The organism is Enterobacter sp. 342, from assembly GCF_036663495.1.
Classification (GTDB): domain Bacteria; phylum Pseudomonadota; class Gammaproteobacteria; order Enterobacterales; family Enterobacteriaceae; genus Enterobacter.
Map to the genome: position 1 here is coordinate 188,739 of NZ_JAWUEI010000002.1, position 13,148 is coordinate 201,886.

Annotated in this window: 11 protein-coding genes; 3 read left to right on the forward strand and 8 right to left on the reverse strand. The window is 54.4% G+C overall.

Features of this window, described 5'->3' with window-relative positions:
- Window positions 1-92 precede the first annotated feature (92 nt).
- Both iagB and V6E55_RS02955 read left to right on the forward strand, forming a co-directional pair.
- Window positions 93-533 carry a type III secretion system invasion protein IagB gene (iagB, locus tag V6E55_RS02950; RefSeq protein WP_129996338.1) on the forward strand — a complete coding sequence of 147 codons (441 nt, stop codon included), beginning with the start codon at window positions 93-95 and terminating at the stop codon, window positions 531-533.
- 131 nt (window positions 534-664) lie between these two features.
- Window positions 665-2,458 carry a glycoside hydrolase family 19 protein gene (locus V6E55_RS02955; RefSeq protein WP_316942138.1) on the forward strand — a complete coding sequence of 598 codons (1,794 nt, stop codon included), beginning with the start codon at window positions 665-667 and terminating at the stop codon, window positions 2,456-2,458.
- A gap of 96 nt (window positions 2,459-2,554) precedes the next feature.
- Here the strand turns inward: V6E55_RS02955 and V6E55_RS02960 are convergent, their stop codons facing one another.
- The 4 genes from V6E55_RS02960 to poxB form a co-directional block, all read right to left on the reverse strand.
- Window positions 2,555-3,568 (reverse strand): NAD-dependent epimerase/dehydratase family protein, encoded by a 1,014-nt coding sequence (locus V6E55_RS02960; RefSeq protein ID WP_129996336.1) that lies wholly within the window; start codon window positions 3,566-3,568, stop codon window positions 2,555-2,557.
- Window positions 3,569-3,661: 93 nt separating this feature from the next.
- Entirely contained in the window at window positions 3,662-5,098 is a 1,437-nt protein-coding gene (locus V6E55_RS02965) for an SDR family oxidoreductase (RefSeq protein WP_316942139.1), read from the reverse strand.
- A 10-nt stretch (window positions 5,099-5,108) separates the two neighbouring features.
- A complete protein-coding gene (gene ltaE / locus V6E55_RS02970; protein ID WP_316942140.1) occupies window positions 5,109-6,110 on the reverse strand; it encodes a low-specificity L-threonine aldolase in 1,002 nt (333 codons plus the stop codon).
- Between the two features lie 37 nt (window positions 6,111-6,147).
- Window positions 6,148-7,866 (reverse strand): ubiquinone-dependent pyruvate dehydrogenase, encoded by a 1,719-nt coding sequence (gene poxB, locus V6E55_RS02975; RefSeq protein ID WP_316942141.1) that lies wholly within the window; start codon window positions 7,864-7,866, stop codon window positions 6,148-6,150.
- Window positions 7,867-8,017: 151 nt separating this feature from the next.
- On the opposite strand from poxB, the gene V6E55_RS02980 reads away from it, so the two are divergent.
- Window positions 8,018-8,452, forward strand: a complete 435-nt coding sequence (locus tag V6E55_RS02980) for a DoxX family protein (RefSeq protein ID WP_316942142.1) — start codon at window positions 8,018-8,020, stop codon at window positions 8,450-8,452.
- A gap of 59 nt (window positions 8,453-8,511) precedes the next feature.
- On the opposite strand, the gene hcr is transcribed toward V6E55_RS02980, so the two are convergent.
- The 4 genes from hcr to aqpZ all read right to left on the reverse strand — a co-directional run bounded on the left by hcr (window position 8,512) and on the right by aqpZ (window position 13,064).
- Entirely contained in the window at window positions 8,512-9,480 is a 969-nt protein-coding gene (gene hcr, locus V6E55_RS02985) for an NADH oxidoreductase (RefSeq protein WP_236920884.1), read from the reverse strand.
- A 10-nt stretch (window positions 9,481-9,490) separates the two neighbouring features.
- Window positions 9,491-11,143, reverse strand: a complete 1,653-nt coding sequence (gene hcp / locus V6E55_RS02990; protein ID WP_236920885.1) for a hydroxylamine reductase — start codon at window positions 11,141-11,143, stop codon at window positions 9,491-9,493.
- A 144-nt stretch (window positions 11,144-11,287) separates the two neighbouring features.
- Window positions 11,288-12,187, reverse strand: coding sequence for a lysine exporter LysO family protein (locus V6E55_RS02995; protein WP_114978526.1), 900 nt, complete (start codon window positions 12,185-12,187; stop codon window positions 11,288-11,290).
- 181 nt (window positions 12,188-12,368) lie between these two features.
- Window positions 12,369-13,064 carry an aquaporin Z gene (gene aqpZ, locus V6E55_RS03000; protein ID WP_025204573.1) on the reverse strand — a complete coding sequence of 232 codons (696 nt, stop codon included), beginning with the start codon at window positions 13,062-13,064 and terminating at the stop codon, window positions 12,369-12,371.
- Between the last annotated feature and the right edge of the window lie 84 nt (window positions 13,065-13,148).

Below are 13,148 nucleotides of genomic sequence, written 5' to 3' on the forward strand. Positions count from 1 at the left end.
AATCACTCCCCCTCACGAAGGGGGGAGTGATGCAATATTCATTTTACAGGATGTTGGTAAGGAGAAATAACTGAAACTGTCAGCAGGTAAAAATGAAAAAGGTCATTTTGTTGTTATTAATAATAAGCCAAAGTGCACTGGCAAACTGTTGGGATAAAGCGGCGCATTATTATCATGTTGACCCGTATTTATTGTATGCCATAGCTAATGTTGAATCCGGTATGAACCCGTATGCGGTGGGACAAAATCATGATGGCACGCGTGATGTCGGGTTGATGCAAATTAACAGCTCACATTTTACAGAACTGGAGACCAGAGGTATTGATGAACACCGCCTGATGGCTGAACCCTGTACCTCCATCATGGTCGGTGCTTCCATTCTGTCAGGAATGATTAAGGTCTATGGCTATAACTGGGAAGCTGTCGGTGCATATAACGCGGGTTTAAAAAAAGAGAATTATCCGCAGCGTATGATCTATGCCCATAAAGTCTGGAAAAAATATCAGCAATTAAAATTAGCTGCGCAATATTAATGCTTTTTATTTTTTGAAGAATTCCTGAGGGTGTTCTTCGAAAAGAAATACAGCTGTCTGTGGTTTATGTATTAATGGATTAATACATAAATCGGGATTTTAATTTTAACTTCAATTAACAGGAATCTGAAATGAACAAAAGGACGTTACTGAGTGTACTCGTTGCCGGAGCATGCGTAGCCCCCTTTATGGCACAGGCTGCCTCGCTGCAAGCGACCACCAGTGAGCCATACACCATGAAAGCCAGTGATCTGGCGAAGAAAGAAAAAGAGCTGACCAGCTTCCCGCTGATGGCCTCGGTGAAGGAGACCATTCAGACGCTGGACAATGCGCAGGTCGAACTGATTGAGCCAGGCCGTGCAGCGAACCCGGAAAACGTGAAGCGCGTTGAAGGCATTGTTAAGGCCAGCGACTGGGAATATCTCTTCCCGCTGCGTGCGCAGGCGTACACCTATAGCAACTTCCTGAAAGCGGTCGGTAAATTCCCGGCGCTGTGTAAGACCTATAAGGATGGTCGTGACAGCGACGCCATCTGCCGCAAAGAACTGGCTACCATGTTTGCTCATTTCGCTCAGGAGACTGGCGGCCATGAAAGCTGGCGTCCGGAAGCCGAATGGCGTCAGGCACTGGTTCACGTACGTGAAATGGGCTGGAGCGAAGGGCAGAAGGGGGGCTATAACGGCGAATGTAACCCGGATGTCTGGCAGGGGCAGACCTGGCCGTGCGGTAAAGATAAAGACGGCGATTTCCTGAGCTACTTCGGTCGCGGCGCGAAACAGTTGTCTTACAACTACAACTATGGCCCGTTCTCTGAAGCGATGTACGGTGACGTGCGTACGCTGCTCGATAAACCTGAGCTGGTGGCAGATACCTGGCTGAACCTGGCGAGTGCAATCTTCTTCTTCGCCTATCCACAGCCACCAAAACCCAGCATGCTGCAGGTTATCGACGGCACATGGCAGCCGAATGATCACGATAAAGCCAACGGTCTGGTGCCGGGCTTCGGCGTGACCACGCAGATCATTAACGGAGGTGTCGAATGCGGCGGCCCGACTGAAATTGCGCAATCCCAGAACCGTATCAAGTATTACAAAGAGTTTGCTAACTACCTGAAAGTGCCCGTTCCGGCGAATGAAGTGCTGGGTTGCGCCAACATGAAGCAGTTCGATGAAGGTGGCGCAGGCGCGCTGAAGATTTACTGGGAGCAGGACTGGGGATGGAGTGCGGATACGCCGAGCGGCGAAACCTACTCGTGTCAACTGGTAGGTTACCAGACACCGTTCAGTGCGTTCAAAGAGGGCGACTACAGCAAGTGCGTGCAGAAGTTCTTTAAAGTGAACATCGTTAACGACGAAGGCTCTGCCACCACGCCTGATGAAACCCCGACTCCGGCACCAACACCTGTTCCGGATGAAACACCGGCAGAACCGGCGGCTGTGAATCACGCACCGGTCGCGCATATTGCCGGCCCAATTGGTGCGGTTGACGCCGGTGCGCAGGTTTCACTGAGCGCCGAAGGTTCGACGGATGCTGATGGTAACCAGCTGACTTACACCTGGCGTTCTCAGGATGGCCAGACTGTGACGGGTCAGGATAAAGCGGTTGTGACTTTCAGAGCACCAGAAGCGGCGACGACTCAGCAGATTGAAATCAGCCTCACTGTTAGCGACGGTGAACTGAGCAGTACAACCTCTTATCTGCTGAACGTGAAGGCGAAAGCGGTTCCGTCTCAGGACGAAGGGACATCCGGCTCTTACGCCGCGTGGAGTGCGAACAGTAAGTACAAAGCAGGTGATATCGTGAACAACCACGGTAAACTGTTCCAGTGCAAACCGTTCCCGTACAGCGGCTGGTGTAACACGGCTCCGGCGTACTATGAACCCGGTGCAGGTCTGGCATGGTCTGACGCCTGGACGGCACTGTAAAAGCAAACGGCAACCGAGAGGTTGCCGTTTTCGTGTTTGCACTTGCACTGTGCTGTTGTAGGCCCGGTAAGGCGAAGCCGCCACCGGGCAAAAAGGCTAACGATGAAGCTTCCCGTGATCCCGCAACCACGCCGCCGTGCGCACAATCCCTTCATCCAGCGTCACGATCGGTTTATACCCCAGCTCGTTCTCTGCGCGGGTAATATCCAGCGTGAAATCAAAGTTGAGCTTTGATACTCCATAGTGCGTCAGCGCAGGTTCTTTTGCCGATTTACTGCCAAAACGCTCCATGCTGCGGGCAATCATATCCAGCATTGGGTAGGGCACTGAACGAATACGGCAGTTGATCTGCAGTTCATCAATCAGTCGCTGCACAATACTGCGTAACGAGCACGGCTCGCCGTTAGTGATGTTGTATGCCCGGCCAGAAATGAGCGTATCGCAGTCCGGCTGACTTGCCAGCCACATGGCGTGGACTGCATTTTCGTAGTAGGTCATATCCACCAGCGCATCGCCGCCACGTGGCAACAGCACGCTACCGTAATGGTGCATCATCTGTGCCAGACGCGGAATGAACACTTTGTCGTGCGGCCCGAACAGGCTCTGCGGACGCAGTACTGTAAAACGGGTATGCGGGTTTGACTGCGCCAGCAGGTCAATCACCTCTTCGCTGGCTGCCTTGCTGCGGGCAAACTCACAGGCAAAACGTGCCGGGCGGAAATCTTCCTGCACGTCACGATGGTGGTGATAGTCGAAATAGAGTGACGGGGAGGAGATATGGATAAAGTTACGCACGCCCCAGGCAACGGCCCATTCGCCCAGACGGCGGGTTGCCCGCACGTTAGCGAGGTCAAAGGCTTCCTGGGTTCCCCACGGAGAGGTGAAACTGGAGCAGTGCCACAGCGTGTCGATACCGGCGAGCATCACTTTCGCCTGAGAGGAGACCAGCTCCGTCAGGTCAGCATGGACAAACTCTGCGCCCATTTTTTGCAGCAGTTTTCCCATCGCTTCGTTGCGACCGGTAGCCCTGACGCTGATGCCTTTGTTGCGAAGAAATTCGACCGCATTTCGGCCTAAGCCGCTGGTCGCCCCGGTAACCAGTACCTTCATATCAATCCACTGTGTTGAAAAAGAATTTCGTGCGCATTCTTTCGTGAATTACGGCGGGTTGCAATGGGAAAGGTGAAAGAAAGAGAGTTTTATTTAGATCTTTTCCGTCTTCAGTTCTGCCAGTTGCGCAATCCGTTTCGCCATTCCCCGGAAGATAAACAGATGTGCGGGGATCATGAACAACCAGTAGAACAGACCCGGCATCCCGTGCGGATGCCACCAGGCGCGGACGTCCAGTTCACGATGGTCGCCTTTGTCTTTCAGTGTAAAGCAGAGTCGGCCCAGCCCCGGGGCTTTCATACCGAACAGCAGTGCCAGCTGTTTTTCTGGCTCAACGATAATCACCTTCCAGCTGTCTACTGTATCGCCCACCTCAAGATACGGGCGCGCCGGGCGACCTTTTGCCAGCCTGTGCCCTACCAGCAGATCCATTGCTCCACGTGTTTGCCAGAGAATATTGCCGAAGAAATAACGTTCTTTGCCGCCAATCTGGTTCACCACGTCCCACAGCGCCGCCAGGCTTGCCTGCGTTTTTACGGTGCAGCCAGCCTGTTTCGGGTAGTAACCATACTCCGGTCGCCAGCGGGCAAACGCCTGGGCGTCGTAACCCCAGTCGCTGGAGTTCACCAGTTGCTCTTCTTCTTTCAGCGTATTGTGTACGGCATCATCAAAGTGGATCAGCTTCTGGGGAATGAGGGCGCGCAACTCCCGATCGTCCGCCAGTAAATCATGTTTCAGCCCCTGGATCAGCGCTTTGGCGGTCGTCGGCGGCACAGAGGTGATCACATTCAAAAACCACACCGAAATCCAGCGAGTCGGGAAGGGAACAGGGATCAGCCAGCGTTTACGGCCGCTGACGCGCATGAAATGCTCGAACTGCTCCTGATAACTCAGCACTTCCGGGCCTGCCGCCTCCAGCACGCGGTGTTGCCCGGCAGGGTGATCCAGCAGGGCCACCAGGTAATGCAGTAAATTCTCCAGCGCAATCGGCGTGGTGCGCGAACGGACCCAGCGCGGCGGCGTGAGGACTGGCAGGTTGTAGACCATATCGCGCATCACTTCGAAGGCAGCAGAGCCTGCACCGACGATAATTCCGGCGCGCAGTTCGGTAACAGGAATAGTTGCGCCGCGCAGGGTTTCAGCCGTCAGCTGGCGGGCTCGCAGATGATCGGATTGCTCATGTTCGGGAGCCTGGAGTGAGCTTAAAAAAATCACCTGTTTCACCGGCGTTTGCAGCAAGGCATCGCGGACGTTCATCGCCACCTGACGCTCGTGGGCGATAAAATCGCCGCCTTCGCCCATGCTGTGCACCAGGTAGTAAAGTGTGTCGACCCCTTCCAGCAGCGCGGGAAGTTCCTTCGGCCAGTTGAGGTCAACGTTATGGCAGGTGACGCCAGGCCAATTGAGTTTTTGCAGACGTTCGGTGTTCCGTGCCGCTGCCAGCACCTGATGCCCCTGCTGGCTTAACGCCGCGGTGAGGTGCTGACCGATATACCCGCTGGCGCCAAGCACCAGAATTCGTTGCGGCACGTGAGGCTCCTTAACGCTGTAAAAACGCCTGCCAGTGTTTCACCACTTCTGACAGCTGTTCACGATTAACATCGAGATGCATGACCAGGCGCACGACAGGTGAGGCATTGATCAGCACGCCACGGGCTTTCATAAATTCACCCAGCGCGGCAGCGTGTTCTTCACCCACGCGAACGAACAGCATGTTGGTATCGTGGCGCATTACATCGGCACCTATTTCGCGCAGCTGCGCCGCCATCCATGCGGCATTGTCATGATCGTCTTTCAGACGTGCCACGTTGTTTTTCAGGGCATACAGCCCGGCCGCCGCCAGAATACCCGCCTGACGCATCCCGCCGCCGGTCATTTTACGCCAGCGGTTGGCACGTTTAATGTAGTCCGCATTACCGACCAGCAGGGAACCCACGGGCGTACCCAACCCTTTAGAGAGGCAAATGGTGAACGAATCGCAATATTGCGTGATCTCTTTTAGCTCGCAACCGTACGCCACCACGGCGTTAAAGATGCGTGCGCCATCCACGTGCAGCCCCAGTTTGCGCTCACGGGTAAATTCCCACGCCGCCTTCAGATACTCGCGCGGCAAAACTTTACCGTTATGGGTGTTTTCCAGACTGAGCAGTTTTGTGCGCGCAAAGTGAATATCGTCAGCTTTGATTTTCGCAGCGACCTTATCAAGCGGGAGGGTGCCGTCAGGCGCTGCGTCAATCGGTTGTGGCTGAATGCTGCCGAGCACCGCCGCACCGCCTGCTTCATACAGATAGTTATGCGCGCCCTGGCCGACAATGTACTCTTCGCCGCGCTCGCAGTGGCTCAGCAGCGCCACCAGGTTGGCCTGAGTGCCGGTTGGCAGGAACAGAGCGGCCTCTTTCCCGCTGAGCTCTGCGGCATAGCGCTGAAGCTCATTAACCGTCGGATCGTCACCATAGACGTCGTCCCCGACCGGAGCGGCCATCATCTCTTCGAGCATGGCGCGGCTCGGACGGGTTACGGTATCACTGCGTAAATCAATCATGGCATGTCCTTATATTTAAAAGGCGATGCCAGATGTTTTACCTGAGCCAGTTTGTTTTTGCCAGTTCGATCACCTCATCACCACGGCCGCTGATGATGGCGCGCAGCATGTAGAGGCTAAAGCCTTTGGCCTGTTCCAGTTTGATTTGCGGTGGGATCGCCAGCTCTTCTTTGGCGACCACTACGTCCACCAGTACCGGACCGTCAATGGAAAAGGCGCGTTGCAGGGCTTCATCCACCTCTGACGCTTTTTCCACGCGAATACCGGTGATGCCACAAGCCTCGGCGATGCGCGCGAAGTTGGTGTCGTGCAGCTCAGTGCCGTCCGTCAGGTAGCCGCCGGCCTTCATCTCCATCGCCACAAAGCCCAGCACGCTGTTGTTGAAAACCACGATTTTAAGCGGGAGCTTCATCTGCACCACCGACAGGAAATCACCCATCAGCATGCTGAACCCGCCATCGCCGCACATCGCCACGACCTGACGTTCCGGTGCCGTGGCTTTCGCCCCCAGCGCCTGCGGCATGGCGTTGGCCATCGAACCGTGGTTGAACGAGCCGAGCAGGCGACGTTTACCGTTCATTTTCAGATAGCGTGCTGCCCACACGGTTGGGGTGCCCACGTCGCAGGTAAAGATGGCGTCATCGTCAGCAAAATGGCTGATCTGCTGCGCCAGATACTGCGGGTGAATGGCTTTGTCGCTCGGTTTGGCGAGGTCGTCCAGCCCTTTGCGGGCATCGCGATAATCGCTCAGCGCTTTATCAAGGAATGAGCGATCGGTTTTCTCTTCCAGCAGCGGCAACAGGGCGGCAAGGGTGGATTTGATATCGCCCACCAGCGCCATATCGACCTTGCTGTGCGCGCCGATACTGGCGGGGTTGATATCAATCTGAATGATTTTAGCGTCCGTCGGGTAGAACGGACGATAAGGGAACTGCGTGCCGAGCAAAATGAGAGTATCGGCATTCATCATCGTGTGGAAGCCGCTGGAAAAACCGATCAAGCCGGTCATACCCACGTCGTAGGGGTTATCGTACTCAACATGCTCTTTGCCGCGCAGGGCGTGGACGATCGGCGCTTTGAGCTTACCGGCGAACTCAAGTAATTCTTTATGCGCACCTGCGCAGCCGCTGCCGCACATCAGGGCGATATTGCTGGAATAGCGCAGCAGTTGCGCCAGTTTTTTCAGCTCTTCTTCGGCTGGCGTCACCACTGGCTGAGGCGCATGATACCAGTGGCTGCTGGCGGTTTCTGGTGCGGCCTTGAGCGCGACGTCACCAGGTAACACGACCACGGAAACACCGCGGTTTAGCACGGCTTTGCGCATGGCGATCGCCAGAACCTGCGGGATCTGCTCGGGTGTTGAAACGAGCTCGCAATAGTGGCTACATTCACGGAACAGCTCCTGAGGATGCGTCTCCTGAAAATAGCCACTGCCGATTTCTGTCGATGGAATATGAGCGGCAATCGCCAGAACGGGCACATGGTTGCGGTGGCAATCGAACAGACCGTTGATTAAATGCAGGTTTCCTGGCCCGCATGACCCGGCGCAGACGGCCAGTTCACCCGTGAGCTGGGCTTCGGCACCGGCGGCAAAGGCGGCGACCTCCTCATGACGGGTCGGCATCCATTCAATGGTTTTCATCTTGTTGAGACTGTCGCTCAGTCCGTTAAGTGAATCGCCGGTGACACCCCAGATACGTTTTACGCCTGCTTGTTCCAGGGTTTTCGCTATGTATGCAGCCACAGTTTGTTTCATGGTTGTCCATCTCCTTTTAGTGATATCGCTTACAAGCTTAGAAGAAAGTCTCCGTATTGCCCGCCGCATCCCCCCAATTAAAAGGTGCTGTTCATGCGCAATTATTCGGCATAATCTGGTTATACCTCAGTGAAAACAGGAATCATTTCAAATGGTTAAATCATTGTTAATTGCTGTTAATGAAAAGCTATCGTACGACGATGCTGGCAAACTCTTGTTACGACTTGCCGTCGGTGGGCTAATGCTGTTTCACGGTTTGCATAAGCTGTTTGGTGGCGTGGGATTCATCAGCGGCATGCTGGTGGAAAAAGGGTTGCCGGGGTTTATCGCCTATGGCGTGTTGGTTGGCGAAGTAGTGGCACCGATCTTGATTATCATTGGGCTCTTTACGCGCCCGGCCGCGCTGGTGCTGGCATTTACGATGATTGTGGCGTGGTTAATGGTGGGCATTGGTGAAACGTTCACCCTTGATGCTGTCGGAGCATGGGGAATTGAAAGCCTGGTGTATTTCTTTATCGGCTCGCTGGCAGTCGCGTTTTTAGGGGCAGGGCGGTTTGCGGTAGGGAAAGCTCCCGCATGGCGGTGAGGATAACAAAAGCCCGGTGGCGCTAGCGCTTACCGGGCCTGTGATCGAACGTTTAACGTTTATGCGAGGACGAGATCACCCTGCGGATGACACGAGCAGGCCAACACGTAACCTTCTGCAATTTCCGCGTCGGTCAGCGTCATGGTGCTGGTAACCGTGTAGTTGCCATCCACCACTTTGGTTTTGCAGCAACCGCACACACCTGCACGACAGGCCGCCACCACGGGGATTTTATTGCTTTCCAGCGCCTCCAGCAGTGTCGTGCCCACACGGCCAAAGAAAGTCTGTGCAGGTTGCAGTTTGCTGAATTTAATCCCGCTGGTTGCCGCTTCTGCCACGGGGGTAAAGAACTGCTCTTTGAAAAAGCGGGTCACACCCAGGGTCTTCACTTCCTCTTCCACGATATCCATATACGGCGCCGGGCCGCAGGTCATCACGGTACGATTCGCGATATCAGGCACACTTTGCAGCAGCTCGCGGCTCAGACGACCGGGCACAAAACCCTGGGTTGCGTTATGTTCCGCCACCAGTGTGACCGGATAGTCGCGCCATTCTTCGGCAAAAATAACATCTTCCGGAGAACGCACGCTGAAGATCACCTGCACATCAGCCTGCGGGCGGTTCTTCGCCAGCCAGCGACGCATCGACATAATCGGTGTTACGCCACAACCCGCTGCCAGCAGCAGGAATTTATCTTCGGCTTTGTCGTCACAGGTGAAATCACCCTGCGCGTCAGAGAGCCAGATATAATCCCCGCGTTTCACGTCCCGGGTCAGCCATTGCGAGCCAGCACCATCATCAATACGACGGATGGTGAGCGTAATGTACTCACTCACGCCCGGCGTCGAGGAGATTGTGTAGGCGCGCAGGGTGTCCGCCGTGTTGCGGACACTGACCAGCGCATACTGCCCTGCACGGTACGGATAGTAGTCATGGCACAGCAGTGACAGTGTCCACACATCCGGCGTCTCCTGATGGATGTGATGAACCTGCATCCGCCACGGACATTGTGAGGTTGGCATGGTCATGAATAACTCCTTACGCGCTCAACAGTTGCTTCATATCGTCTTCAACATTCGTCACCGAACGCAGACCGAATTTTTCATTCAGCACGGCCAGCAGATCCGGCGTCAGGAAGCCCGGCGCAGTGGGGCCGGTGACGATGTTCGTCACGCCGAGAGAGAGCAAGGTCAGCAGGATGACGATCGCTTTCTGCTCAAACCAGGAGAGCACCAGCGACAGCGGAAGATCATTCACGCTGCAGCCCAGTTTTTCCGCCAGTGTGACCGCCAGGATGATTGCAGAGTAGGCATCATTACATTGACCAGCATCCACCAGGCGCGGCAGACCTTCGATGTTACCGAAGTCCAGTTTATTGAAGCGGTATTTACCGCAGGCCAGCGTCAGGATCAGGCAGTCTTCCGGCACGCGGGTGGCGAAATCAGTGAAGTAGTTACGTTCGCCGCGCGCGCCGTCACAGCCACCGACGAGGAAGATGTGGCGCAGTTTTTCACGGCTGACGAGATCAATCAGTGTATCTGCGGCCCCGAGCAGTGTTTCACGGCCAAAACCGACGGTAATAAGGTGCGGAATTTCACTGTACGGGAAACCCGCCATCTGCTGCGCTTGCTTGATGACCGGACCAAAGTCATCGCCCTCAAGGTGGCTTACACCCGGCCAGCCGACGATGCTGCGGGTCCAGATACGGTCATCATACGCGCCTACGGTCGGGTCGATGATGCAGTTAGAGGTCATCACGATTGGGCCCGGGAAGCGGGCAAACTCCACCTGCTGGTTCTGCCAGCCGCTGCCGTAGTTACCGATCAGATGTTTGAATTTACGCAGCTCTGGATACCCGTGAGCCGGCAGCATTTCACCGTGGGTATAGACGTTAACACCCGTACCTTCGGTTTGCTTCAGGAGGTTATAAAGATCTTTCAGGTCATGACCGGAAATCAGAATACATTTGCCTTCGGTTGCTTTGACATTGACCTGGGTGGGCGTTGGGTGACCATAGGTGCTGGTTTCACCGGCGTCGAGAATGCTCATCACTTTGAAGTTCATCTGGCCGATTTCCATCGAGCACTCAAGCAGCGCGTTCATATCTGCAGGCCAGGTGCCTAGCCACGCCATGATGTTGTGGTACTGGGCGTAGATGTCGTTGTCGTATTGACCGAGCACATGTGCGTGCTCCATATAGGCCGCGGCGCCTTTCAGACCGTACAGGCATAGCAGACGCAAGCCAAGGATATTCTCGCCAATCGCCGCTTTGTCTTTATTTGGGGTGAACTCTGCTGCCTGACGCTGCAGGTCGCCCAGGTCATCACTCACCAGTTGAAGTTCTGACATGGGGTTTTCAACACGAGCGTTAGCATCAACCTTCAGACACTGTGCTTTCAGCGCTTCTCGCAGAGCGATGGCTTCACGGGCATACCCGACGATGCGAGGTGAATCAAAGTTGACGTTAGTCAGCGTCGAGAAAAATGCGCGCGGGGCGAAGCTATCTACATAGTGGTCGACAATGCCATATTCGCGGGCTTTGAATGCCCATGCGGAGAGGCCTTGCAGGGTAGCAATCAGCAGGTCCTGCAGGTCTGATGTTTCTGCGGTTTTGCCGCACATACCTTGCGCGTAAGAGCAGCCATTACCTGCCGGAGTACGGATGGTTTGTTCACATTGCACACAAAACATAATCACACCTGTTAAAGTTATATTTAATATACATGTTTGAGATTATGCCTGTGGTGGAGTGGTGAAAAGGGCTTTTTTCTACAAAATAGAGGGATATTGATTTAGCGCAATTTTGGCGGCAGAGATTCTACCGCCTTAGAGGTATCAGGCAGAGAACAATGCCATCAGAACGGGAACCAGCAGACTCAGAATAAAACCGTGTACGATGGCCGCAGGCACCATTTCCAGCCCGCCCGAACGCTGGAGGACCGGTAAGGTAAAGTCCATTGACGTAGCACCACACAGGCCCAACGCAGTAGAGCGACTGCGACGCACCAGACCCGGGATCAGCATAATGGCAATTAATTCTCGTGCCAGGTCGTTAAAGAAGGCGGCGCTACCAATCACCGGGCCGAACGATTCGGTCAGCAGAATCCCGGAGAGGGAATACCAGCCGAATCCTGATGCCATTGCCAGACCGGTTTTGAGCGGCAGGCCGAGAATAAAGGCGTTAATAACTCCTGCGACCAGAGAACTGGCGATAACGATCACCGCGACCATCATTCCCCGACGATTAAGGACAATCTGCTTCAGGGTCATACCATTATTTCGTAGCTGAATACCGATCAGGAACAGCAGGAATATCAGGGTATATTCGCTGGCTTCCGTTGCGTGTTGTAAAAATGCCCATCCGCTGAGTCCAAGTACAAAACCAAGTACCACGACGCCGCACAGTTTTAATGATTCCAGCGCCATTGCAATTCGGGAAGGGAGTTTTTCCTGATGATGGTGATTTTTCCACGGAACAGTGCGTTCAAGCCAGAATAATGCGGCGATATTACAGAGCAAAATAACCACAACAGTCACGGCAGAATAATGCAGGATCGCCAGCAGATTGCTGGCCAGATTATCCAGGAATGCCAGGCTTATCCCCATAAAGAAAAGAATGACGTAAACAATCCAGCTGAGAAAACGGTTGATAAGCCGTAATGCAGATTCTCGATGCAACGGGATAAGGTAGCCCACAATCAGGGGCAGCAAAATGATGAGGAGTCCTGAAAACATGAACAGCTGGTCCTTTTGAGTATCTGTTAAGCGCCAGTGACACTACCCAATAAAGGCTGTTCAGTAAAGCGGCAAAAAGAAAGCCGGGTGGCGACTGCGCCTTACCCGGCTTGAGTGTATGTGGGGTTGTGCGGCCTGATGCCCTCACCCCAACCCTCTCCCACGGGAGAGGGAGAAATCATTAATCGCGTTTTTCCAGCAGGGTGCGATACAGCACGCCGCCCAGAATACCGCCGATGATTGGCATGACCCAGAACAGCCACAACTGTTCAAGCGCCCAACCGCCCTGGAAAATGGCAACTGCGGTACTGCGTGCCGGGTTGACGGAGGTGTTAGTGACTGGAATAGAAATCAGGTGGATAAGGGTCAGTGCGAGACCAATGGCAATAGGGGCAAAGCCTGCTGGCGCGTGTTTGTCAGTTGCGCCGTGGATCACCAGCAGGAAGCCTGCGGTCAGCACAATTTCAATCACGATGGCAGACAGCATAGAGTAGCCGCCAGGTGAGTGTTCACCGAAGCCGTTAGAGGCAAAACCGCTGGCTGCAGCGTCGAAGCCGGCTTTACCGCTGGCAATCACGTAAAGCACTGCTGCCGCAATAATACCGCCTACTACCTGAGCGACGATGTAGCCAATGACCTCTTTCGCAGGGAAACGGCCGCCCGCCCATAAGCCCAATGTCACCGCCGGGTTAAAATGACCACCCGAAATATGCCCTACGGCAAAGGCCATGGTTAATACGGTTAAACCAAACGCCAGTGCGACACCGACAAAACCAATGCCTAATTCCGGGAATGCCGCAGCGAGAACGGCGCTACCACAGCCACCAAATACCAGCCAGAATGTACCAAAGCATTCTGCTGCCAATTTTCTAAACATAACCACCTCAATAATAAATTTCCGCACGCTTTCCCGCGTACGGGATATATCGCCATAAAGGGATGACGACTCAAAGAGCCGTTA